At 63.3% G+C, this 22569-nt stretch carries 21 protein-coding genes; 15 read left to right on the top strand and 6 right to left on the bottom strand.

What is annotated here, in order from left to right; translation table 11 throughout:
- Nucleotides 1-2 precede the first annotated feature (2 nt).
- The 12 genes from algK (at nucleotide 3) to AC3IYG_RS05495 (ending at nucleotide 14481) form a co-directional block, all read left to right on the top strand.
- Nucleotides 3-1394, top strand: a complete 1392-nt coding sequence (algK, locus tag AC3IYG_RS05550; protein WP_489312757.1) for an alginate biosynthesis TPR repeat lipoprotein AlgK — start codon at nucleotides 3-5, stop codon at nucleotides 1392-1394.
- The gene (locus AC3IYG_RS05545) at nucleotides 1391-2842 is read left to right on the top strand and encodes an alginate export family protein (protein ID WP_489312756.1); all 1452 of its coding nucleotides are present in this window, start codon (nucleotides 1391-1393) and stop codon (nucleotides 2840-2842) included. Before algK ends, AC3IYG_RS05545 begins: the two co-directional genes overlap by 4 nt.
- A gap of 50 nt (nucleotides 2843-2892) precedes the next feature.
- Nucleotides 2893-4506 carry a mannuronan 5-epimerase AlgG gene (gene algG, locus AC3IYG_RS05540; RefSeq protein ID WP_489313844.1) on the top strand — a complete coding sequence of 538 codons (1614 nt, stop codon included), beginning with the start codon at nucleotides 2893-2895 and terminating at the stop codon, nucleotides 4504-4506.
- Nucleotides 4507-4535: 29 nt separating this feature from the next.
- Nucleotides 4536-5987 (top strand): alginate O-acetyltransferase, encoded by a 1452-nt coding sequence (locus AC3IYG_RS05535; protein ID WP_489313843.1) that lies wholly within the window; start codon nucleotides 4536-4538, stop codon nucleotides 5985-5987.
- Nucleotides 5984-7102, top strand: coding sequence for a mannuronate-specific alginate lyase (locus AC3IYG_RS05530; protein WP_489312755.1), 1119 nt, complete (start codon nucleotides 5984-5986; stop codon nucleotides 7100-7102). Before AC3IYG_RS05535 ends, AC3IYG_RS05530 begins: the two co-directional genes overlap by 4 nt.
- 306 nt (nucleotides 7103-7408) lie before the next feature.
- Nucleotides 7409-8983, top strand: coding sequence for an MBOAT family O-acyltransferase (locus AC3IYG_RS05525; protein WP_489312754.1), 1575 nt, complete (start codon nucleotides 7409-7411; stop codon nucleotides 8981-8983).
- Between the two features lie 12 nt (nucleotides 8984-8995).
- Nucleotides 8996-10171, top strand: coding sequence for an alginate O-acetyltransferase (locus AC3IYG_RS05520; protein WP_489312753.1), 1176 nt, complete (start codon nucleotides 8996-8998; stop codon nucleotides 10169-10171).
- 42 nt (nucleotides 10172-10213) lie between these two features.
- Nucleotides 10214-10876 (top strand): alginate O-acetyltransferase AlgF, encoded by a 663-nt coding sequence (locus tag AC3IYG_RS05515; protein WP_489312752.1) that lies wholly within the window; start codon nucleotides 10214-10216, stop codon nucleotides 10874-10876.
- 144 nt (nucleotides 10877-11020) lie between these two features.
- On the top strand, nucleotides 11021-12466 hold the full coding sequence (locus tag AC3IYG_RS05510) for a mannose-1-phosphate guanylyltransferase/mannose-6-phosphate isomerase (protein ID WP_489312751.1): 1446 nt from the start codon (nucleotides 11021-11023) through the stop codon (nucleotides 12464-12466).
- Between the two features lie 178 nt (nucleotides 12467-12644).
- The gene (locus AC3IYG_RS05505) at nucleotides 12645-13109 is read left to right on the top strand and encodes a multidrug transporter (protein ID WP_489313842.1); all 465 of its coding nucleotides are present in this window, start codon (nucleotides 12645-12647) and stop codon (nucleotides 13107-13109) included.
- A gap of 100 nt (nucleotides 13110-13209) precedes the next feature.
- Nucleotides 13210-14040, top strand: coding sequence for an SDR family oxidoreductase (locus AC3IYG_RS05500; RefSeq protein ID WP_489312750.1), 831 nt, complete (start codon nucleotides 13210-13212; stop codon nucleotides 14038-14040).
- Between the two features lie 60 nt (nucleotides 14041-14100).
- On the top strand, nucleotides 14101-14481 hold the full coding sequence (locus tag AC3IYG_RS05495; protein WP_489312748.1) for a thiol-disulfide oxidoreductase DCC family protein: 381 nt from the start codon (nucleotides 14101-14103) through the stop codon (nucleotides 14479-14481).
- Nucleotides 14482-14511: 30 nt separating this feature from the next.
- On the opposite strand, the gene AC3IYG_RS05490 is transcribed toward AC3IYG_RS05495, so the two are convergent.
- Nucleotides 14512-15408, bottom strand: a complete 897-nt coding sequence (locus tag AC3IYG_RS05490) for a DMT family transporter (protein ID WP_489312747.1) — start codon at nucleotides 15406-15408, stop codon at nucleotides 14512-14514.
- 158 nt (nucleotides 15409-15566) lie between these two features.
- Here AC3IYG_RS05490 and AC3IYG_RS05485 point away from each other — a divergent pair, with 158 nt between their 5' ends.
- Entirely contained in the window at nucleotides 15567-16442 is an 876-nt protein-coding gene (locus AC3IYG_RS05485) for a helix-turn-helix domain-containing protein (protein WP_489312746.1), read from the top strand.
- Nucleotides 16443-16492: 50 nt separating this feature from the next.
- Here the strand turns inward: AC3IYG_RS05485 and AC3IYG_RS05480 are convergent, their stop codons facing one another.
- The gene (locus tag AC3IYG_RS05480; RefSeq protein ID WP_489312745.1) at nucleotides 16493-16999 is read right to left on the bottom strand and encodes a DUF3016 domain-containing protein; all 507 of its coding nucleotides are present in this window, start codon (nucleotides 16997-16999) and stop codon (nucleotides 16493-16495) included.
- A gap of 382 nt (nucleotides 17000-17381) precedes the next feature.
- On the opposite strand from AC3IYG_RS05480, the gene AC3IYG_RS05475 reads away from it, so the two are divergent.
- Nucleotides 17382-17672 (top strand): DUF3509 domain-containing protein, encoded by a 291-nt coding sequence (locus AC3IYG_RS05475; protein WP_489312743.1) that lies wholly within the window; start codon nucleotides 17382-17384, stop codon nucleotides 17670-17672.
- Here AC3IYG_RS05475 and AC3IYG_RS05470 read toward each other — a convergent pair.
- Nucleotides 17669-18166, bottom strand: a complete 498-nt coding sequence (locus AC3IYG_RS05470) for a phosphate-starvation-inducible protein PsiE (RefSeq protein WP_489312742.1) — start codon at nucleotides 18164-18166, stop codon at nucleotides 17669-17671. The genes AC3IYG_RS05475 and AC3IYG_RS05470 overlap by 4 nt on opposite strands.
- A gap of 399 nt (nucleotides 18167-18565) precedes the next feature.
- Between AC3IYG_RS05470 and AC3IYG_RS05465 the strand changes: the two genes are divergently transcribed.
- A complete protein-coding gene (locus tag AC3IYG_RS05465; RefSeq protein WP_489312741.1) occupies nucleotides 18566-18835 on the top strand; it encodes a YebG family protein in 270 nt (89 codons plus the stop codon).
- Between the two features lie 319 nt (nucleotides 18836-19154).
- On the opposite strand, the gene AC3IYG_RS05460 is transcribed toward AC3IYG_RS05465, so the two are convergent.
- From AC3IYG_RS05460 to pdhA, 3 genes are all read right to left on the bottom strand, one after another.
- Nucleotides 19155-20264, bottom strand: a complete 1110-nt coding sequence (locus AC3IYG_RS05460; RefSeq protein ID WP_489312740.1) for a dihydrolipoamide acetyltransferase family protein — start codon at nucleotides 20262-20264, stop codon at nucleotides 19155-19157.
- 105 nt (nucleotides 20265-20369) lie between these two features.
- Nucleotides 20370-21371: an alpha-ketoacid dehydrogenase subunit beta gene (locus AC3IYG_RS05455; protein ID WP_489312738.1), complete on the bottom strand. Its 1002-nt coding sequence runs from the start codon at nucleotides 21369-21371 to the stop codon at nucleotides 20370-20372.
- Nucleotides 21364-22476, bottom strand: coding sequence for a pyruvate dehydrogenase (acetyl-transferring) E1 component subunit alpha (gene pdhA / locus AC3IYG_RS05450; RefSeq protein WP_489312736.1), 1113 nt, complete (start codon nucleotides 22474-22476; stop codon nucleotides 21364-21366). The genes AC3IYG_RS05455 and pdhA overlap by 8 nt, the downstream gene beginning before the upstream one ends.
- Nucleotides 22477-22569 lie beyond the last annotated feature (93 nt).

The following is a 22569-nucleotide window of genomic DNA, read 5'->3' as shown; positions in this document are numbered from 1 at the left end:
CCATGGCCAGCACGCAACCGCAACGCCTGCTGCTCGTCGTCGCGCTGAGCCTGGCCGGCTGTGCCGGTCTGCCGGACCAGCGCCTGGCCAACGAAGCGCTGAAGAACGGTGATGCCGCGACCGCCGAGCAGAATTACCGGCAGCTCGCCGAACTGGGTTACGCCGATGCTCAGGTCGGCCTGGCCGATATCCAGCTGGAAAGCGGCGATCCGCAATTGCTGAGCCAAGCCGAAGCCACTTACCGCCAGGCCGCGGATCACTCGCCGCGTGCCGCCGCGCGCCTCGGCAAGCTGCTGGCGGCCAAGCCGAACGCCAGCGAAGCCGAGCGCCAGGAAGCCGCGCAACGGCTCGAGCAGGCGTTCGACAGCGGCGAGCAAGGCGCCCTGTTGCCTCTGGCGATGCTCTACCTGCAATACCCGCAGAGTTTCCCCACGGTGAGTGCGCAGCAACGCATCAGCCAATGGCGCGCGGCGGGTTACCCGCAGGCCGAGCTGGCGCAACTGCTGCTCTATCGCACCCAGGGCAGCTACGACCAGCACCTGGATGATGTGGAGCGCATCTGCAAACAGGCACTGAGTGTGGCGGATGTCTGCTACGTCGAGCTGGCCACCGTGTACCAGAAACGCGGCCAAAGCGAGCAACAAGCGGCCTTGCTGGAGCAACTGCAGCGTGGTTATCAGCACGGCGTTGTGCCGGCGCAACGGGTCGAGAGCGTAGCGCAGGTGCTGGCCGATTCAGCGCTGGGCAAAACTGACGAAACCACCGCGCAAAAGCTGCTCGAACAGATCGCCCCCAGCTACCCTGCCGCCTGGGTCAGCCTGGCTCGCCTGCTGTACGACTACCCGGAACTGGGTGATGTCGACAAGATGCTGGAGTACCTCGAACACGGCCGCGAGGCCGCACAACCGCGCGCCGAACTGCTGCTCGGCAAGCTCTATTACGAAGGCAAGCTGCTGCCGCAGGACCCGCATAAAGCCGAACAGCATCTGCTCAAGGCCGCCGCCAGCGAAAGCAGCGCCAACTACTACCTCGGGCAGATGTACCGCCGCGGCTACCTCGGCCAGATCGACGCGCAACAGGCCTTGCAGCGCCTGCTCGCCGCCGCCCGTGCCGGGCAGAACAGCGCCGACTTCGCCCTCGCGCAGATGTTCTCCCAAGGCCGGGGGATTCAGCCCGACCTGGTCAACGCCTACGTATTCAGCCAGCTCGCCGTGCTCAAGAACGCCGCACAGGCGACCGAGCTCGCGACCCAAATCGATCAGCAATTGCCGCCCGCCGCACGCGCGCAGGCCCAGAGCCTGCTGCGCGCAGAACAGCAATTGCGCGGCACTGCCGTGGAGCACGCCGTGCAACTGCAAGTCATGCAAGACCAAACCGGGCAGGAGCCACTATGAAGTTGAATCACTGGATGAGCGCGGGCTTCGGCCTGAGCGCGACCCTGTTGTCCGCCAACCCGGTTTGGGCGGTGCAGATGAGCGACAAGAACGTCGGTCTGGACGTGAAAATCACCGCCCAATCCGAAGACGACCGTGATCTCGGCACCCGCGAAGGTGGCGACGTCAACGGTATCGGCCTCGACCTGCGGCCGTGGGTGTACGGCAAACAAGGTGAATGGAGTGGCTACGCGATGGGCCAGGCGGTCACCGCCACCGACATCATCGAAACCGACACCCTGCAGCAACCCAGCGCCGATGAAAGCGCCTCCAGCAGCAGCGACGACAGCCGCCAGCCGGACAAAAGCTACCTGGCCCTGCGCGAATTCTGGCTCGGCTATTCCGGCTTCACCGCCTACCCCGGCGAAGAGCTGCGCCTGGGCCGCCAGCGCCTGCGCAACGACGACGGCATGTGGCGCGACACCAATATCGAAGCGCTGAACTGGAGTTTCGACACCACCTTGCTGCGCGCCAACCTGGGCGTGGCCGAACGCTTCAGCGAATACCGCACCGACCTCGACGAACTGGCACCGAAAGACAAGGACCGTATGCACGTCTTCGGCGACGTGGCCACGCAATGGACGCCCGGCCACTGGGTTGGCCTGAATGCCCACCACAGCCGGGACGACGGCAATCTGCGCGCCCCCGGCGAAGAAGTCGACGAACTGGATAAGACCAGCACCGGCGAACTCACCTGGCTGGGCCTGCAAGCCAACAGCGACGCCTACCACAGCCGCAACGAGAACCCGCTGAACTACTGGGCCAGCGCCACCTGGCTGAGCGGCGACCGCGACCGCCTGCTCAGCGAAAACCTCGGTGACCAGAGTTTTGCCACTGGCTCGCAAAGCAGCGACGTGAATGCCTGGGGCACCGACCTGGGCCTGCGCTGGAGCCTCGATGAGCGCTGGAAAGTCGGCGGCGCCTACGCCCGTGGCAGTGGCGGCGGCGATGACGGCGGCGAGAACTTCGAGCAGACCGGTCTGCAAAGCAACCGCTCCAACTACACCGGCACCCGCTCGCGGGTCCATCGCTTCGGCGAGGCCTTCCGCGGCGAGCTGAGCAACCTGCAGGCCGCCACCCTGTTCGGCTCCTGGCAGCTGCGCGATGACTACGACGCCAGCCTGGTCTACCACAAGTTCTGGCGCGTGGACGACCAGCAACCGATCGGCACCAGCGGCATCAACGCGGCGCTGGTCGATGGCGAGAAAGACCTCGGCCAGGAAGTCGATCTGGTCGTCACCAAATACTTCAAGCAAGGCCTGCTGCCTGCCTCGATGAGCCAGGCGATCGACGAACCTTCGGCGCTGGTGCGTCTCCGTGGCGGGGTGTTCCTGCCGGGCGACGCCTACGGCAAACAAGCCGACTCGACTATGCACCGCGCCTTTGTCGACGTGATCTGGCGCTTCTGATGCCCAGGTCCAACCCGCAAGGCGAATGGAGAACCGCTGACATGGCTGACATGAACGGTCACCCGCCCTCAGGGCACCGTTTCAACCTGCCGCTGCTGCTGGCCGGCGCCCTGCTGCTCGCCAGTCACGGCACACTGGCCAGCGCGCAAGAGCAGGTGGCTACCGCGAAACCCGCCGCGAGCGAACAGCCGCAGGCGACCAAGGAGTTGCGCCAGGCCAAGACCTACACCGTGACCAGCGCGCCGATCCAGCCGCTGTACCTGCCGGAGCCAACGCTGCCGGATCTGCGCGGTTATACCGCCGAGGCGGTGAACGCCAAGCTCGACCGCAAGGTCCACGGCCAGGCGAAGGTGCGGCGCATGGTGCAACAGGACGCACTGAAGGAATTTATCGGCGGTAAAAACCGCATGGCCGAATGGGTTCGCCGGCAACACGGCATGCCACAGGCGATCTTTATCGAAGGCGGCTACGTCAACCTGCACGAACTGGCCAAGCAGCTGCCGAAACAGTACTTCAGCGAAACCGCACCGGGGGTCTATCTGGCCCGCTTGCCGATTGTGGTGGCCCACGGCGCGACCCTGCATATCGATAAGCAGACCCAGGAGCTGCGCCTGTCCCAGGAACGCGGCGCCTTTATGGTCAACGACGGCAAGCTGTTCATCACCGACAGCAAGGTGACCGCCTGGCGCGAAGCCGCCAACGGCCCGGCGACGTTCCGCAAGCCCGAGGAGTTCCGCCCGTTCCTGCTGTCCTGGGGCGGCACCGGGACCTACATCGTCAACAGCACGCTCGCAAACTTCGGCTACAGCACCAGCAAGTCCTACGGCGTGAGCATTTCGCAGTACACGCCGCACATGGCCAAGCAGATGAAACGGACGCCGCCGAGCGCCTGGCTGATCGACTCGGAGTTCGTCGACATGTGGTACGGCTTCTACTGCTACGAAGCCGCAGACGTGGTGATCAAGGGCAATACCTACCGCGACAACCTGGTATACGGCATCGACCCGCACGACCGTTCGCAGCGCCTGATCATTGCCGACAACGACGTGTACGGCACCAAGAAAAAGCACGGCATCATCATTTCCCGTGAAGTCGACAACAGCTGGATTTTCAATAACCGGGTCTACGACAACAAACTCTCCGGCATCGTGATCGACCGTAACAGCGTCAACAACCTGGTGGCCTACAACGAGGTGTACCGCAACCACTCCGACGGCATCACCCTCTACGAAAGCTCCAACAACCTGCTGTGGGGCAATAAGGTCATCGGCAACCTGCGCCACGGTATTCGCCTGCGCAACAGCGTGAATATCCGCCTGTACGAAAACGTCTCGGCCAGCAACCGCCTGGTCGGGATCTACGGCCACATCAAAGACCTCAGCAACACTGACCGCAATATCGAACTCGACCCCTTCGACGCCAAGGTCTCGATGATCGTGGTCGGCGGCCAGTTAGCCGGCAACGGCTCCGGCCCGCTGTCGATCGACTCGCCCTTGAGCGTGGAACTGTACCGGGTGGCCATGCTCGCCCCGAGCAAAACCTCCGGCATCAGCTTCGCCGGGATTCTCGGCGACAAGCAGGACGAAATTCTTGACCTGATGGTGCGCCAGCAGAAAGCGGTGCTGATCGACCCCGTTGAACGCCAGGCCGAACTTCAGGAATGAGGAGCATGAATTCCATGTACGCAAAAAAGCTGCACGCAGAGCAAACCCAGCGGTTGCTGCCCACGGCGCTGGCCGCCGGGCTCTTGAGCTGCGCCAGCGGTCTGCATGCGCAAACCGCCCCGAGCGCGCCGCAATACCAGGTCAAGGCCGCCAGCCCGCTGTGCCCGGCCGCCGCGGCCGATAACCTGTACAACACCAAGTACCTGGGCTTTTTCACCCATCTGGTGCAGGCCCAGGGCGATTGGCTATTTCGCACCACCTATGACCTGCGCACCGATTTCGGCACCACGCCCGAGGGCTATCGTCAGCTCAAGCAACTGCGCGATGCGCTCAAGCGCAAAGGCATCGAGCTGATGGTGGTGTACCAGCCGACCCGAGGCCTGGTGAACCGCGAGAAACTCACCAAGGCCGAACGCGACGCCTTCGACTACGACCTGGCGAAGAAGAACTACCTGGCGACCATCGCGCAGCTGCGCAAGACCGGGATCTGGACCCCGGACTTCAGCCCGCTGTTCGATGAGCGGGAACAGCACGCCTATTACTTCAAGGGTGACCACCACTGGACCCCCTACGGCGCGGAGCGCACGGCGAAAATCAGCGCCTCGATGCTCAAGCAGATCCCCGGTTTCGACGCGATCCCCAAGCAGGAGTACGCCAGCAAACGGGTCGGCCTGCTGTCCAAGCTCGGCACCTTTCACAAGGCTGCCATGCAGCTGTGCGGCAACAGCTATGCCTCCGAGTATGTCGACCGCTTTGAAACCGAAGCGGCCGGCGACGGCGGCGGCGGCGACCTGTTCGGCGATGAGTCGCAGCCGCAAGTGGCGCTGGTCGGCACCAGCAACAGCGGCCCGGCCTACAACTTCGCCGGTTTCCTGCAGCAATACAGCGGTGCCGAGGTGCTCAATAACGCCCTCAGTGGCGGTGGTTTCGACAGCTCGCTGCTGCAATACCTGAGCAGCAAGGAATTCCACGAACATCCACCGAAAGTCATCGTCTGGGAATTCGCCACCCACTACGACATGGCGCAGAAAAGTTTCTACCGCCAAGCCATGCCGCTGCTGGACAACGGCTGCGAAGGCCGTAAAGCCGAGCTGCAGAACAGCGTGACGATGCACAACGGCGCGAACGAGGTGCTGGTCAACGGCAAGAACCAATTGCTCGACCTGCGCGGCAGCGATCACCAGGTCGACCTGACCTTCAGCGACCCCTCGGTCAAGCAACTGAAAGCAACCCTGTGGTACCTCAATGGCCGCCGGGAAAACCTCAAGATCGAGCAAAGCAACGCCGCCGATACCGGTGGCCGCTTCGTCTTCCAATTGCGCAACGACCCAGGCTGGGCGGAACTCAACCTGCTCGCCATGGAAATCCATAGCCCCGAACAGATGCCGGAAAAGCTCAGCGTCAAAGCGACCCTGTGCAAGCGCCCGGCAGCCGGAGCTAGCACCCTCACGGCCAAGGCCGAAGGAGGCACAGGTTCATGAATGACACCTATCCGCTACACCGGTTTGTTTACCCCGGCCTGCTGAGCGCCCTGCTGTTTGCCGGCAACGCCAGCGCCAGCGGCCTGGTGCCACCGCCGGGCTACTACGCCCCGGTGCAAAGCCAAAAAAGCGGCGAGCCGCACACCTGCGCGGCCACACCTACGCCCTACACCGACACGCTGGTGTTTCGCAGCAAATATGAAGGTTCGGACAAAGCCCGCGCCACGCTCAACAAAGACTCGGAAAAGGCTTTTCGCGAATCCACCGCGAGCATTACCGAACTGGAAAAAGGCGTGAGCAAGCAGGTCATGCAGTACATGCGTGATGGCCGCCCAGAAGAGTTGCAATGCACGCTGCAATGGTTGACCAGCTGGGCGAAGGCCGATGCGCTGCTCTCCACCGATTTCAACCACACCGGCAAATCGATGCGCAAATGGGCGCTGGGCAGCATGTCCGCGGCCTACCTGCGCCTGAAGTTCTCCGAGTCGCAACCGCTGGCGCCCTATGCGCAACAGTCGCAACTGATCGAAAGCTGGTTCGCCAAGCTGGCCGATCAGGTGGTGAAAGACTGGAGCAACCTGCCGCTCAAGCAGATCAACAACCACTCTTACTGGGCCGCCTGGTCGGTGATGGCCACCGCCGTGGCTACCAACCGCCGCGACCTGTTCGACTGGTCGGTGGAGCAGTTCCGGGTCGGTGCCAACCAGGTCGACGAAGACGGTTATCTGCCCAACGAGCTCAAGCGCCAGCAACGCGCCCTCGCCTACCACAACTATGCCCTGCCACCGCTGGCGATGATCGCCAGCTTCGCCCTGGTCAACGATGTCGACCTGCGCACGGAAAACCACGAAGCCCTGCGTCGTCTGGCGAACCGGGTGATCGAAGGGGTCGATGACGCCGACGAGTTCGCCGCCAAAGCCGACAAGGATCAGGACATGAGCGACCTGAAGATCGACAGCAAATTCGCCTGGCTCGAACCCTACTGCACGGTCTACATCTGCTCGGCGGACACCTTGAAGTGGAAGCAGTCGATGCAACCGTTCAAGACCTTCCGCCTCGGCGGCGATGTGACCCGGGTGTACGACCCGGAGCATGAAAAGGGCAAGGGCTCGTAGCGGTTTCAAAATGTGGGGTGGGGCTGAGATTCCCCCTCTCCCTAACCCTCTCCCCCCAGGGGCGAGGGGATTAAGAGCAAAAGTTCGATAGTCGCGACAGCGCAAATCCACCCCCTCGCCCCTTCGGGGAGACGACTGCAAGGACGCAGGAGTTAGAGCGACGCAGGATGCCAAAGCCGAGGGTTGGGGAGAGGGGCAAGCCCCACGCAAACCTCCCCAGGCAACACCGCACGACAACCCACCCGATCGCCGGGGGGTTTGGGGGGGCTTCGGCCCTTAACTGTTGGTAAAGATGGAGAGATAAGGATGGTTTTTTCATCCAATGTGTTCCTGTTCCTGTTCCTGCCGATCTTCCTCGGCTTGTACTACCTGAGCGGGCAACGCTATCGCAACCTGCTGCTGCTGATCGCCAGCTATGTGTTCTATGCCTGGTGGCGGGTGGACTTCCTCGCGCTGTTCATCGGCGTCACCCTGTGGAATTACTGGATCGGCCTGAAGGTCGGCGCCGCTGGCGTGCGGAGCAAACCGGCGCAACGCTGGCTGCTGCTCGGCGTGGCGGTCGACCTGTGCATCCTGGGCTACTTCAAGTACGTCAATTTCGGCGTCGACAGCATTAACGCGATCATGACCTCCATGGGGCTTGAGCCGTTCATCCTGACCCATGTGCTGCTGCCGATCGGCATCTCGTTCTACATCTTCGAATCGATCAGCTACATCATCGACGTCTACCGTGGCGATACCCCGGCCACCCACAACCTGATCGACTTTGCCGCCTTCGTGGCGATCTTCCCGCACCTGATCGCCGGCCCGGTGCTGCGTTTTCGCGACCTCGCCGACCAGTTCAACAACCGCACCCACACCCTCGACAAGTTCTCCGAAGGTGCCACGCGGTTCATGCAGGGCTTTATCAAGAAGGTCTTTATCGCCGACACCCTGGCGGTGGTCGCCGACCATTGCTTCGCGCTGGAGAACCCGACCACGGGCGATGCCTGGCTCGGCGCGCTGGCCTACACCGCGCAGCTGTACTTCGACTTCTCCGGCTACAGCGACATGGCCATCGGCCTGGGCCTGATGATGGGTTTCCGCTTCATGGAGAACTTCAAGCAGCCGTACATCAGCCAGTCGATCACCGAGTTCTGGCGCCGTTGGCACATCAGCCTCTCGACCTGGCTGCGCGACTACCTGTACATCACCCTGGGCGGCAACCGCAAAGGCACGCTGACCACCTATCGCAACCTGTTCCTGACCATGTTGCTCGGCGGCCTGTGGCATGGCGCCAATATCACCTACATCGTCTGGGGCGCCTGGCACGGCATGTGGCTGGCGATTGAAAAAGCGCTGGGCATCAACACCTCGCCGCGCAGCTTCAATCCGATCCGCTGGGCACTGACCTTCCTGCTGGTGGTCATGGGTTGGGTGATCTTCCGCGCCGAAAGCCTGCACGTCGCCGGGCGCATGTACGGCGCGATGTTCAGCTTTGGCGAATGGCAACTGTCGGAGCTCAACAGCGCCAGCCTGACCGGCCTGCAAGTGGTGACCCTGGTGGTGGCCTACGCCACCTTGGCGTTCTTCGGCCTGCGCGATTTCTATGCCAACCGCCCGCCGCTCAAGGCCGACGGCAAGACTGACGACAAGTCGATGGCGGCCAACGGCCCTGCCACGGCTCAGCCTGGCCTGATCAAAGCGGTACCCGGCGACCAGCCGAACAAGATCCACGAACCTGGTTACATCGTCGGCACCGAGGCCCAGGTGCAACCGGCCTACTGGGTAGCCGACTGGCCGCGCTATGTCATGCGCACGGTGGTGCTGCTGTTGTTCGTGGCTTCGATCCTGAAGCTCTCGGCACAGAGCTACTCACCCTTCCTGTACTTCCAATTCTAAGTGAGGACGACCATGACCCGATCATTACGCATCCTCTACATCGCCCTGTTCCTTGGCTTGTTGGCAGGCCTGGGCGTCTGGTCCCTGCGCGGTTTCTTCAGCTTCTCGACCACGGCCGAGACCACCCTGCTCAACGGCAAGTGGGCCAAGGCCGCGGAAACCCATTACGACAAGGAATTCCCGATCAAGCGCCTGGGTACCAACCTCTGGGCTGCGCTGGATTTCAAACTGTTCAACGAAGGGCGCCCGGGTGTGGTGCTCGGCCGCGAGCAATGGCTGTTCAGCGATGAAGAATTCAAGCCCATCGCCAACAGCGAGCAGCACGAACGGGACAACCTCGCATTGATCCAGGGTGTACGCGAGCGTCTCAAACAACAGGGCGTGCAACTGGTACTGGCGATAGTGCCGGCCAAGGCGCGGCTCTACCCGGAATACATCGGCGAAGAAAGCCCCGCCACGCTGCATACCGATCTGTACCAACAGTTCCACGCCAGCGCGCGCAAAGCCGGGATTCTCGCCCCGGACCTGCTGGCACCGTTGCAACGGGCGAAGGACACCGGCCAGGTGTTCCTGCGTACCGACACGCACTGGACGCCCATGGGGGCCGAAGTCGCCGCCCAGCAACTGGGGGCGGCCATCGCGCAGAAAACGCCGTTGAGCGGCGAACCCCAGCAATTCGTTACCGAGGCCGAAAAAACCGAAGCCTACACCGGCGACCTGACCAGCTTCCTGCCGCTCGCCCCCTTGTTCAGCAAGCTGCTGCCCAAGCCGGACCAGTTGCAACAACGCAACACTCATGCCGCCGACGATCAGGCCGCCAATGCCGATGCCCTGTTCGCCGACAGCGACGTGGCGGTGGCGCTGGTCGGCACCAGCTACAGCGCCAACCCGAACTGGAACTTCGCTGGCGCCTTGCAACAAGCCATCGGTAGCGACGTGGTTAATTACGCCGAGGACGGCCACGGCCCTATCCCGCCGATGCTCAAGTACCTGCAAACCGAGGCACTCAAAGACTCGCCGCCGCAACTGGTGATCTGGGAATTCCCCGAGCGTTATCTACCGATGCCGAGCGACCTGAGCGAATTCGATCAGGCCTGGATCAGCCAACTCAAAGCCTCTGGCGCGGCCGATCGCCGCCTGGCCGGCACGGCCACGTCATCCAATACGCCTATCCAGGCAATGCCGTAGCCCCACATGAGCCCAAATTTGTCCCACATGGAGAACATCAAGATGAAGCAATCCATCACCCATGCCACCGGCACCAGCCGAATCAGCAAAACCTGTGCCCTGCTTGTCGCTGGCCTGCTGGCCATGCATGTCCAGGCCGATGAAGCCGCGCTTTACGGCCCGACGGCGCCCAAGGGCTCGGCCTTCGTCCGCATCTATAACGCCAGCAATCAGGAAATCAGCTCCAACGTCGGCAACACCCAGCTCAGCGATGTCGGCCCACTGGGCAGCAGTGATTTCAGCTTCCTGCCCAACGGCGACTACAGCGCCAAAGTCGGCGAGCAAACCCTGCCGGTCAAGCTCGGCGCCGACCGCTACTACACCCTGGTCAACCTGCCGGACAGCAAGCCTAGGCTGGTGGAGGAACCACCGTTCAAGAACAAACAGAAAGCCCTGCTGCGGGTGCAGAACCTCACGGACACCGAGCTGACCCTGAAGACTGCCGATGGCAAGACCCCAGTGGTTGAAAACGTGGCCGCGCAAGGGCGTGGCGAGCGCGAGATCAACCCGGTCAAGGTCAGCCTGGCGCTGTTCAGCGGCACCAAGAAAATCAGCGACCTCAAGCCCGTCAGCCTGGCGCGCGGTGAGGCGGTCTGCCTCTACGTCACCGGTTCGGGCGGCAAGCTGTCACCGGTCTGGGTCAAGCGCCCCGCCGCCACGCAATGACGCACCGCTAAGGATTCGACACTGCACGGGCGCGCCAGCCACGGCGCCCGGCAGCGTGCAGATACAACAACGCTCCGCCGAACCTTCGAGCCGGGGCAGTAGAAACGCAGCGAAGAACCCAACGAACTACCCAGGAGAAACACCATGATTCCAGTCATTCTGTCAGGTGGTAGCGGCTCACGACTTTGGCCGCTTTCGCGCAAACAGTTTCCCAAGCAGTTCCTCGCCCTCACCGGCGATCACACCTTGTTCCAACAGACCCTCGAACGCCTGACATTCGACGGCATGCAGCCTCCGGTAATCGTCTGCAACATCGACCACCGCTTTATCGTTCAGGAACAGTTGAGCGCCCTCAAGCTCGACACCCAAGCCATCCTGCTCGAACCTTTCGGCCGCAACACCGCGCCCGCCGTCGCCATCACGGCGATGAAGCTGCTCAATGAGGGCCGCGACGAGCTGCTGCTGGTGCTCCCGGCTGACCATGTGATCGAAGACCAGGAGGCCTTCCAGCGCGCCCTGGCACTGGCCACCATCGCCGCGGAAAAGGGCGAGTTGGTGCTCTTCGGCGTACCGGCGAGCAAACCGGAAACCGGCTACGGCTACATCAAATCCAGCGCCGACTCGCTGCTGCCCGACGGGGTGAGCCGGGTCGCCCAGTTCGTCGAGAAACCCGATGAACAGCGGGCCGCCGAGTTCGTCGCCTCCGGCAACTATTTCTGGAACAGCGGCATGTTCCTGTTCCGCGCCAGCCGCTTTATCGACGAGCTGAAAAAACACGATGCGGACATCTACGACACCTGCATGCTGACGATGGAGCGTAGCAAGCACGACGGCGACAGCATCGTAATCGACGCCGCCACCTTCGCCTGCTGCCCGGACAACTCGATCGACTACGCCGTGATGGAAAAAACCCAACGCGCCTGCGTGGTGCCGCTCGCCGCGGGCTGGAGCGATGTCGGCTGCTGGTCCTCACTGTGGGACGTGAACGAGAAAGACAGCGACGGCAACGTCACCAAGGGCGACGTGGTGGTGCGCGACAGCCACAACTGCCTGATACACGGCAACGGCAAGCTGGTCTCGGTGATCGGCCTGGAGGACATCGTGGTGGTCGAAACCAAGGACGCCATGATGATCGCCCACAAGGACCGCGTGCAGGAGGTCAAACAGCTGGTCAACACCCTCAACGAGCAGGGCCGCAGCGAAACCCAGAACCACTGCGAGGTCTATCGCCCCTGGGGTTCCTATGACTCGGTGGACATGGGCGGGCGCTTCCAGGTCAAGCACATCACGGTCAAACCCGGCGCCCAGTTGTCGCTGCAGATGCACCACCACCGCGCCGAACACTGGATCGTGGTTTCCGGTACGGCGCAGGTCACCTGTGACGAGAACACCTTCCTGCTCACCGAAAACCAGTCGACCTACATCCCCATTGCCTCGGTGCACCGCCTGGCCAACCCCGGCAAGATCCCGCTGGAAATCATCGAGGTGCAATCGGGCAGCTACCTCGGTGAAGACGACATCGAACGTTTCGAGGACGTCTATGGCCGCAGCGAAGCCAAGGTCGTGCAGATCAAAGCCGTTGCTCGCTAAGCCAACGGGCAAACCTCTCCGGTAAACCCGGCATGCTCCTCTCCCCTCGAGGAGAGGAGCATGCCGTTGCCCCCTCTCGCCCTATCTATCTCCCCCAACCCGATGTTGTAGGATGGAGCCTCTGCTCGTCGCGAGGCCCACCCATGCCCTGCCGAACCACCCCAATCAGAGCCCGGCCATGCTGATCGGCGCGCTTCTGTTCATCACCTGGCTGATTCTGCTGATCCGCTACCCGCACAAAGCCCTGCCGGTATCGCTGGCCGCCGTGTTCGGCCTGTTTCTGGTCGGCGTCTGGGTGTTCTGGCTGGAGCAACGCGAAGAACGCCAACTGGCCCACCTCGAACTGCGCCTGCACTACGCTCCCGACGAATGCCCGGCCGACCGCCCGCTGGCGCTGCGCCTGAAAAACGGCAGCGCTGCGCCCTTGCTGGAGTTGCGCTGGAAAATCAGTGCTTATGCTCCGGGAGACAGCGTCAACCTGGTGCAAAGCTTCTACGATGCCCCACGTTACCGCGGCCCCGGCGAACTATTGCCCGGCGAAAGCTGGCAGGATTGCCTGCCACTGCCCCCGCTGCGCCCCGGCTATCGAGCGGCGACCGTGGAGTTTCGCGCCGAGCGGCTGCAAGGTAGCTTTGCGCGCTAGGCTCTCCCATCAACTATCTGAAAACGTAGCGAGCGAAGGTCAGCCATTTTTATCGCGCATCACGCGCAAAGCCCGCAGGAGTTTTCAAAAGGATTCGCGCATGACCCAGCCCACCGCCCTTATCACCGGCTGCTCCAGCGGCATCGGCCGCGCCCTGGCGCAAGCCTTCAAAGCCGCTGGCTACCAAGTCTGGGCCACCGCCCGCAAAGCCGAGGATCTAGCAGCCTTGAGCGCCGCCGGCTTTATCGCGATCGAACTGGACGTCAACGACGGCGCCGCCGCCGAACAGCTGGCCAACCGCCTGAACCAGGAAGTCGGCGGCCTCGACGTGCTGATCAACAATGCCGGTTTCGGCGCCATGGGCCCGCTGCTGGATGGCGGCGTCGACGCCCTGCGCCGGCAATTCGAAACCAACGTGTTCGCCCTCGTCGGCGTGACGCGCGCGCTGTTCCCACTGCTGCGCCGCAGCAAGGGCCTGGTGGTGAATATCGGCAGCGTCTCCGGCGTACTGGTTACCCCGTTCGCCGGCGCCTACTGCGCCTCGAAGGCCGCCGTGCATGCACTGTCCGATGCCTTGCGCCTGGAACTCGCGCCCTTCGGCATCGGCTTGATGGAAGTACAACCCGGCGCCATCGCCTCCAGCTTTGGCGCCAACGCCAGCCGTGAAGCCGAGCAGGTGATTGCCGAAGGCTCTGCCTGGTGGCCGATCCGCGAAGGCATTCGCGCACGCGCTCGCGCCTCGCAGGACCACCCCACGCCCGCCAGCGACTTCGCCAGCGACCTGCTCGCCGCGGTGCAAAGCAACTCGCCGCCACGCCTGCTGCGCCTGGGCCATGGCAGCCGGGCGCTGCCGTTGCTGGCGTGCCTGCTGCCCAAGGCATTGCTGGAGATGGTGCTGAAAAAACGTTTCGGCCTGAATCGCACGCTCTGACCACGCCGTGGCCGGCAGACCACCGGCCGGCTTGGCAAGCCCTGAGCCCAGGAGTGCCGCATGAGTGACCACGCAAAATCCAAGGTCTACTACAACAGTGCCTGCCCCGTGTGCCGAGCCGGTATCAAGGCGCAGAAAAACCACATGGAGTCCTGTGGCATCCGCGATATCGAATGGGTGGATGTGCACCACGACCCGCAGGCGGCCAAAGAAGTCGGCGCCTCTTTAGAACAGGTTCGCGAACGCCTTTACCTCAAGGATGCCGCCGGGCATATCGCCATCGGTACCGAAGCCTTTGCCGAGCTCTGGGCGCAAACCCCGAAGCAGCGCTGGCTGGCCTTCATGCTACGTCTGCCGGTCATTCGCCCCGCCGCGTGGTTCGCCTACAAAATCTTCGCCCGGCTGCTCTATCGCTGGAATCGCAAGCGCGGGCATTGGTAGGAAGCTGGCGGCAGCAGGCAGCATTAATGGTTAACGGGCGACGGCCGCCAACGCCACCGGCTTGGGTTTGCGAAACACCAGTACATTGCCGAGCATCACCAGTACCAGCCCGACCAGCGCCGGTGCGCTCCATTGGTAGCCCTCGATGAAGGCCGAAATATTCAGCGCCACCACCGGGAACAACACGGTGCAATAGGCCGCCCGTTCCGGCCCCATGCGCCCGACCAGGGTCAGGTAGGCGGTAAAACCGATCACCGAGCCGGGAATCGCCAGGTACAGCAACGACCACACGTACTGGCTGCTGGAGTCGAAGCTGAACGGCGTACCGCTGAGCAGGCAATACCCCGCCAGCATCAACGCGCCATAGAGCATGCCCCAGGCATTGGTGGTCAGCGGTTTGAGGCCGGCCTTCTGCTGCAGGCTGGAAAGCATGTTGCCCGCGGAGAAACACAGCGTGCCGAACAGTGCCAGGCCAAGGCCGATCAGGGTTTGCCGGCTGGCGTGGCGGTCGGCCAGTTCGGGCCAGAACAGCAGCGCCAGGCCCGCCAGGCCGAGGGCACCGCCGGCCAGCACATTGGCGGCGACCTTATGGCCGAAGAAGATCCGCGCATTCAGCGCATTCCACAGCGTCGCAGTGGAGAACACCACGGCGATCAAGCCGCTGGGGATCCACTGGCTGGCGGTGTAGAAACACATGAAGTTGATGCAGAACAGGCACAACCCCTGGGCCAGGCACAGCAACTGCGCGCGACCATCGAGCTTCTGCAGGCGCCGGCTGAGCAGCAACACGGCGAACAGCACCACGGCCGCCAGGGCGAAGCGATAGGCGATGGACAACGGGATGGCGACGCTGCCCATCTGCAGCTTGATGGCGATCCAGGTGGTGCCCCAGATCAGGACGGTGAGCAGATAGAGCGAGATGTTCATAGGCGACTCCAGAAGCGATACCTGAGAGTCTGTGCCCTAGCCGCTTGAGCGGCTTGCATAAACTTGCGCTTATTCGTCACCCGGGGCTGGCAGTGGCGCCCGCGCGCGTTAGCATGCGTACTCACCAACAAGCGCCTCAGCCGGCGCGGGTTCAGGCCATGTCGCAACTCGCACAGATCCAGGTATTCCAATCGCTGAACAGCTCGCCCCATGCCCGCCTGGAGCATTGCGCCGAGCTGGGCGACGGCCTGATCGCGGCGCTGTGGAGCAACCACCACGACGCCCGCGAATACCACGGGCCGAGCCATCACACCCTGTCTTGCTACCTGACCGGCGGCACCGGCACCTTCCGCCGCGACAGCCCGAACAGCAAGGGCGCACCGGACAAACTGTGCGTGTTGCCCGCCGGCCATGAGTCGGCCTGGGTGATCAATGGCGAAATCCGCCTGGCCCACCTCTACATCAGCCCCGAGCGTTTCGCCCTCAGCGCCCTCGGCCTGCTTGACCGCGAGCCGCGCGAACTGCAACTGCGCGAGAGCACCTTCCTCGACGACCCGCAGCAGGCCCTGCGCTTTCGCCAGTTGACCGCACTGAACTGGAGCGAACCCGCCGAGCGCCTGCTGACCAGCAGCCTGGCCCACGAAATGCTCAACCACACCCTGCTCAACCAGGTTGGCCGGCGCGACGGCCTGCGTCTCAAAGGTGGTCTGGCGCCACGCCTGCGCCGGCAGTTGATCGACTATATCGAAGCGCACCTGACCGACCCCATCAGCCTGGGCCAGCTGGCGGGTTTCGCCGCACTTTCGGAATACCATTTCGCGCGGATGTTCCGCGAAAGTTTCGGCCTGCCACCGCACCGCTACCTGCTGGCCCGACGCCTGGCGCGGGCGCAACAGTTGCTGCAGAGCGGCGCCCTGCCCCTGGGTGAGATCGCCCTGGCCTGCGGCTTCGCCAGCCCCAGCCACTTCAGCAACCGCTTTCGCGCGGCCCTGGGCGCAACACCGGGCGACTACCGTGCCGCGCTGGGTCGCTAGTTCGAGGGATCAAAACACAGGCCGAGGGCTGAGTGCCGCGGTCAGCAAACCTAGTTCCTGGCCTGCTGCGAACCCAGGTTGCGCCGAAACCAGTCATCCAGCATGGCCTTCTCATAGCGCAGGCGATCACTGCTGAAATAACGATTGCCGCGCTGCAGGTAGGACTGATCGATCAGCACCGCGTCGCGATTGGCCAGCTCTTTGCCACCCTGCTCAAGGGCATAGTGCAACGTGATCCGGGGCCAGGTGACTTCGCGCATGAAGCGCACATTGCTGAACTCGATCCGCCAGGGCTCGTAACGCCCGGCCAAGTCGATATCCAGCACTTGAATCCGCAGACGCTGGCCGGGTTGCAGATAGCGCTCACCCAGCTTCTCGATAAAAGCCTGCAACTCTTTGAGCACCGAAGCATCGGCGCCGCGCCCATAGGCACTGGAGAAGCGCGCGTCACGGTAGTTTTCCGGATGGCTGAAACTGACCTCGGTAGTCGACCCCCATGCTGCCGGGACAACGGCCAGCAACAGGGTACTGAGGATCAGGTAACTCGAAGGGCGCATCGCATACCTCCTTACGGTGATTGCTCGCACTCACCGTAAGGCCAGTTTACGCCCATCGCCGCTGCTGAAAATCGCTTCCAGCCCAGGCTCGCCACGCAGAACGACCGGCGGCAGGCGGCCTGTGCACCTTATTCCGGCCCCATACGCGCCAGCGTCCAGTTTGGTGCAGCCGGTGCCATATGGCGTATCAACCACCGACCGGCCAATGGCCTGGCGCCTGCCGATTGACCGCTGAGGCGTGCGTCACCGCTGGATTGCGACCTGCACACGGCATTGAGCGCCCCCCGGTCAGTAAAACCCTTCGCCGCCCGTCATTGCGGATCGAACTTTGCCTCTTCAGGTCATGTCCATCTTTAAAGCGCATTCATTCAGGTAACTGGCCATGTTCAACCCTTTCCAACTCCTGACCGATGCCTTCCAGGAAGAGTACCGGGTCAACTTCAGCATCGAGCGGCTGGACGGCAGCATCATGCTGACCCTCTCCAACCATCAGGGTCTGGTCGCTAAACGGCTTATCAGCTCGGCCCAGCGCAACGACCCACAACGACTGAACCGCCTGATCGAAAGCGTGAAATTCGGTATCGCCATCCAGAATGGCCAAGGCGCGCGGCAATTGCTCGCCGTTATCAGCAGCGCCAACTCGACCTCGCGCCAGGCCACCGCGAGGCATTAGGTTTCGCCCTGCTCGACCTCTTCCACGACCTTGCCGGCCGGGACTTTCTTACGCCCGCGCTCCACCGACACCGAAGGGAATTGCGACGAGGCGTAACGCACCACCAGGATCGACAGCGCCAGCAACAGAATTGCGCCAGAGACATACACCACCCCGATGCCGAGGCCATTGTGGTGCGACACATCGGAAATCAGCAGGCGCGTCAGCGCGGTGATCGCCACATAGATCAGGAAGCGCACCGGCATGTGATTGGTCTTGAAATAGATACCGACCATGGCGCCAAGCTCGAGGTAGATGAACAGCAAGAGAATGTCATCCACCGTGACATGCCCCTTCTCCACCATTCCCAGAAAAGCCACCACCGCGGCCCACGCCGTAATGCCGCCGATGGCGAACAACGCCAGGTAGTGGAAACTCTCGACGAACAGGTTACCCAGCGACTCCGCCAGCTCATGCACGCTTTCGCGCAGGGTTTCGGCCCAGTTTATTTTCACCTTTGAAGCTCCTTGAACAACAGACGGCGTAGTTTACCGTTCGCAGGTGACGGTTATGCAGAAACAAGGCCAGCCAGGGTCTGGGCCACGACGCCGATCCCCTTTTACCTGGCCACCAGCCCGCCAACATCAATCGGCCTTTGTCCTGTGACCAACACACTCGACCTGAGCGTTATCCGCGATAACGGCGTTTGCTGGTTTCCAGCCGGGCCGATTTACGGCATAAGACTAAGCACTTGCGCTCGGAACCCGGTTTACTGCGCATTAATCGCCAAGACCAACGGAACTCATTGCAGACGGCGATCACCGGTGACTACCCAAGCGCATCAGATCGCCATATACTGGATATATAAACAGTAATTGATCGACCAATCAGCGTGAAGGCATATGAGGTGATGAATGGCCGTCGAAGTGGTGTACCGCAGCAGCCGAGATCTGGAGCGTTTGTTCATGGATAAAGCCGAAGCTGACCGTCATGACAAAATGCTCGAACTGGCGGAGCTGGTGACACAGGTGTTGCACAGCGCCATACCGTCACTGAGCGAGCAACAAGGGGAAGAAATCGGGATTTACATGGCCAAGAACCGCGAGGTCTTCGCCAAGGCCTTCAAGAGCCAGCCGGACGCGCTGAACGAGCTGATCAGCCCTGGCGAAACACCGGCGGCCTGACAAGCGCCGCCTGATCCGCGCCGGATGCCTGCCGAACAAAGCCCCTTGGTTAACCGCCGAGGGGCTTTTTCATGGCCAGGTTCCAATTACCTGTGCGACACACTGATCTGGGCCGGATCACTCGCCGGCGCTGCTCGCTGTGTACGGTGAATTCCCGCGCTCGCAAGGATGACGGCGCAAGGCAAACCTTTGCGCCAACCTCGTCACTCCCGCGAAGGCGGGAATCCAGTGGGCGGATCGGGCGCTCGCGCTGAACGGCTGGCGACACTCCACTACGGCATGTTTTTCTCACACCCGAGCGGTTCGCTGGCCTGCGGTATCAGTCAGACGCCTGCTCCAAGGCATCGACCATGGCCCGCATGAACCGCGCCGCCTCGCCACCGGTGACCGCGCGGTGATCGAACGTCAGCGACAGCGGCAGGATCGGGTGCACCAGCACCTTGCCCTGCACGGCCACCGGCTCGTCCCGGATCGCGCCGGCGCCGATGATCGCCACTTGCGGCGGCAGCACCACCGGATTGGCATAGCGCCCGAACAGGGTGCCGAAGTTCGACAGGGTGATGGTCGCGCCCATCATTTCCTGCGGCGGAATCGAACGCGCTTTGACGTCCTCGCGCAAACGCAGCATGCCCGCCTTGAGATCGTCCGCGCTACGCCCGCCAACGTTGCGCAACACCGGCACGAAGAGGCCGTCCGGGGTGTCCACGGCGATACCGAGGTCGAGTTGCGGGTGCAGCTTGATCGACAGCGACTGACCATCGAACCAGGCGTTGAGCAGCGGCTCGACCGCGCAGGCCACGGCGATGGCCTTGCCCAACCGGATCAACGGGTCGCGGGCCTTACCCCAGCGGTGCAGGTCGGCGTCGCCATAGATGGTCACCGGCACCACGGCGGCGTGGGACTTGGCCATATTGATCGCCATGCTGCGGCGCACGCCGCGCAGCTTCTCGCCGCCAAATTTGTCGCGGGCCGTCTGCAACGCGGCCTCGACATCGGTGCGGGTGATCATGCCATCGGTGCCGGAACCGCTCAGGCCGCCGAGGTCCACACCAAGTTGCCTGGCCAACTGGCGCACAGCAGGGGTCGCGCGGGGTGCCAGATGCTCGCGGGTGGACGGCGCGGCGCCGACGAAGAAGCTGTCCTCCTGAGTGCTGCCACCGCCTTCCAGCCTGCCGACCACGGTGCCGGCATCGTCTTCGCCCTCGTAGGCCAGCAGCGGTTCGCCGACGTGGAGAATATCGCCCTCCTGGCCGAAGCATTTGCCGACGATGCCATCATAGGGCGCGGGAATATCGACGATGGCCTTGGCGGTTTCCACCGACACCAGCAGTTGGTCGACCTTGACCGTATCGCCAGCCTTGACGTGCCATTCGACGATCTCGGCTTCCTGCAGGCCTTCGCCCAGGTCGGGCAATTTGAAATATTTCATCTCCAGTCTCCGGTTTTACTTCCCCCGTAGGAGCGGGCCATGCCCGCGACCGATCCAGCGCAAGCATCGCGGGCATGGCCCGCTCCTACATGATCAGTTTCGGTTTCAGCTGTTATCGAGCAGCGTGTCGCAGGCCGCAAGGATGTCTTCGACGCCGGGGATGTACAGCTGCTCGAGGCGATACAGCGGCGGTGGGATATCCGCCGCGGTGACCCGCAGGATCGGCGCCTGCAAATCCAGGAAGACCCGCTCGTACAGGCTGGCGGCGATCTCGGCGCCCACCCCGCAGGAACGCGGCGCCTCGTGGACGATCACGCAGCGCCCGGTTTTGCGCACCGAGGCCTCCAGGGTTTCCAGATCGAGGGGCTTGATGCAGGCGACGTCGATCACCTCGGCGGACACGCCGCGCTCGGCCAATGCCGCAGCGGCTTGCAGGGTTTCGTGAACGCTGGCGCCCCAACTGATCAGGGTGATGTCGCTGCCTTCGCGCAGGGTGAAACAGCTGTCCAGCGGCAGGCGCCTGCCATCGTCGACCAGCGGTTGCGGGTTCATTCGATAGAGCCGGGTCGGCTCGAGGAATATCACCGGATCGGGGTCGTCGATGGCCGCCAGCAGCAAGCCATAGGCCCGCGCCGGCGAGGACGGGATCAGCACGCGCAGCCCGGGAATATGGGCGAACAGGGCCTCGGTGCTTTCGCTGTGATGCTCCGGCGCGCGGATACCGGCGCCCATCGGGCTGCGCAGCACCAGCGGGCAACTCAGGCGGCCACGGGTACGGCTGCGCAGGCGGCTGGCGTGGGAGACCAACTGCTCCATGGCCGCATAGATAAAGCCGAGGAACTGGATTTCCATCACCGGTTTTAGACCTTGCGCGGCCATGCCGACCGCCAGACCGGCGATCATGGTTTCCGCCAACGGCGTGTCGATCACCCGCTTGAAGCCGAAGCTGTCGCGCAGGCCCTGGGTGGCCCGGAACACACCACCGTTGACGCCAACATCCTCGCCCAGCACCACGACGTTTTCGTCCTCGCGCATGGCGCGGTGCAGGGCCAGGTTGACGGCTTCGAGCAGGCTCAGCTTGGCCGGCCCCATCGGTGTCTCAGCCATGGGGCGCCCCTCCTGTACCCGCCGCGCAGGCGCGACGAGCCGCTCTCTCCAGCAGCCACTCGCGCTGCTCGGCCAGCGGCTTCGGCCACTGCGCGTAGACGTAGTCCAGCAGCGCCTCGACCGGCTGGATACCGGCGGACTCGAAGGCGTCCACCGACTGTTGCACCAGCGCCTGGCACTCGGCGATCAGCCCCTGCTCGCGGCCTTCATCCCACACGCCCTGGCTGGCGAGGAAGGCCTGCAAGCGTTTGACCGGTTCCTCCAGCCAGGCCTGCTTGACCTCTTCGGCCGGGCGGTAACGGGTCGCGTCATCGGCGGTGGTGTGATCGCCCAGGCGGTAGCTCAGGCATTCGATCAACACCGGGCCCTTGCCCTGGCGCGCACGCTCCAGGCCGGCCTGGACGCGGTCGTAGACCGCGAGCATGTCGTTGCCATCCACCTGTTCGCCGTGAAATCCGGCGCCTATGGCTTTCTGTGCCAGGGTCGGCGCGCCGCACTGGATGCGCCGCGGCACCGAGATCGCCCATTGGTTGTTGTTGATCACGAACAGCACCGGCAACTGCCAGGCACCGGCGACGTTGAGCGCTTCGAGGAAGTCGCCCTTGCTGGTGGCGCCATCGCCACAGGTGGTCACCGCAACCCGGTGTTCGCCGCGGATCTTGAACGCTGTGGCCACCCCGCAGGCATGCAACGCCTGGGTGGCGATCGGCACGCAGAGCGGAAAATCCTGCGCCACGGCCGGGGCGACGAAAGCGCTGCCGCGTTCGTCGCCGCCCCAGTAGAGAAGGATTTCCTCCATGCGCACGCCGCGCATGAGTTGCACGGCGGTGTCGCGGTAATACGGCACCAGCACGTCTTGCGGCTGCATCAGGCTGCCGATGGCGACACCGATCGCTTCCTGGCCGAGGGTTGGCGCGTAAGTGCCGATGCGACCGGTGCGTTGCAGGGCGACGGCCTTGAGGTCGAACAGGCGGGTCAGGACCATCTGCCGGTAGAGCCCGATCAGCAGGTTGAAGTCGTCGGCCCACGCTGGCAGTGGCGCGAGCACGCGGCCATCGGGGTCGAGGTAGCGGGTATAGGGAAGGTTGATCGTAGTCGCGGTCATTGCTCTTATCCTCAACACCTTGTGGGTGCGTTACGGGCGTGCCGACGCTTGTGGCGTCAGCTCGACCTTCCTCCTTGCCCTGCGGCGCCCAAG

The organism is Pseudomonas sp. KH_027 (assembly GCF_057838565.1).
The sequence above is the reverse complement of the archived record's forward strand: the minus strand, read 5'-3'. Positions and strand labels throughout refer to the sequence as shown.

What these genes read in the sequence shown, in the direction of transcription:
- algK (WP_489312757.1), top strand. Translation starts at nt 3, where the DNA reads ATGGCCAGCACGCAACCGCAACGCCTGCTGCTCGTCGTCGCGCTGAGC.
- AC3IYG_RS05545 (WP_489312756.1), top strand. Translation starts at nt 1,391, where the DNA reads ATGAAGTTGAATCACTGGATGAGCGCGGGCTTCGGCCTGAGCGCGACC.
- algG (WP_489313844.1), top strand. Translation starts at nt 2,893, where the DNA reads ATGAACGGTCACCCGCCCTCAGGGCACCGTTTCAACCTGCCGCTGCTG.
- AC3IYG_RS05530 (WP_489312755.1), top strand. Translation starts at nt 5,984, where the DNA reads ATGAATGACACCTATCCGCTACACCGGTTTGTTTACCCCGGCCTGCTG.
- AC3IYG_RS05525 (WP_489312754.1), top strand. Translation starts at nt 7,409, where the DNA reads ATGGTTTTTTCATCCAATGTGTTCCTGTTCCTGTTCCTGCCGATCTTC.
- AC3IYG_RS05520 (WP_489312753.1), top strand. Translation starts at nt 8,996, where the DNA reads ATGACCCGATCATTACGCATCCTCTACATCGCCCTGTTCCTTGGCTTG.
- AC3IYG_RS05515 (WP_489312752.1), top strand. Translation starts at nt 10,214, where the DNA reads ATGAAGCAATCCATCACCCATGCCACCGGCACCAGCCGAATCAGCAAA.
- AC3IYG_RS05510 (WP_489312751.1), top strand. Translation starts at nt 11,021, where the DNA reads ATGATTCCAGTCATTCTGTCAGGTGGTAGCGGCTCACGACTTTGGCCG.
- AC3IYG_RS05505 (WP_489313842.1), top strand. Translation starts at nt 12,645, where the DNA reads ATGCTGATCGGCGCGCTTCTGTTCATCACCTGGCTGATTCTGCTGATC.
- AC3IYG_RS05500 (WP_489312750.1), top strand. Translation starts at nt 13,210, where the DNA reads ATGACCCAGCCCACCGCCCTTATCACCGGCTGCTCCAGCGGCATCGGC.
- AC3IYG_RS05495 (WP_489312748.1), top strand. Translation starts at nt 14,101, where the DNA reads ATGAGTGACCACGCAAAATCCAAGGTCTACTACAACAGTGCCTGCCCC.
- AC3IYG_RS05490 (WP_489312747.1), bottom strand. Translation starts at nt 15,408, where the DNA reads ATGAACATCTCGCTCTATCTGCTCACCGTCCTGATCTGGGGCACCACC.
- AC3IYG_RS05485 (WP_489312746.1), top strand. Translation starts at nt 15,567, where the DNA reads ATGTCGCAACTCGCACAGATCCAGGTATTCCAATCGCTGAACAGCTCG.
- AC3IYG_RS05480 (WP_489312745.1), bottom strand. Translation starts at nt 16,999, where the DNA reads ATGCGCCCTTCGAGTTACCTGATCCTCAGTACCCTGTTGCTGGCCGTT.
- AC3IYG_RS05475 (WP_489312743.1), top strand. Translation starts at nt 17,382, where the DNA reads ATGTTCAACCCTTTCCAACTCCTGACCGATGCCTTCCAGGAAGAGTAC.
- AC3IYG_RS05465 (WP_489312741.1), top strand. Translation starts at nt 18,566, where the DNA reads ATGGCCGTCGAAGTGGTGTACCGCAGCAGCCGAGATCTGGAGCGTTTG.
- AC3IYG_RS05460 (WP_489312740.1), bottom strand. Translation starts at nt 20,264, where the DNA reads ATGAAATATTTCAAATTGCCCGACCTGGGCGAAGGCCTGCAGGAAGCC.
- AC3IYG_RS05455 (WP_489312738.1), bottom strand. Translation starts at nt 21,371, where the DNA reads ATGGCTGAGACACCGATGGGGCCGGCCAAGCTGAGCCTGCTCGAAGCC.
- pdhA (WP_489312736.1), bottom strand. Translation starts at nt 22,476, where the DNA reads ATGACCGCGACTACGATCAACCTTCCCTATACCCGCTACCTCGACCCC.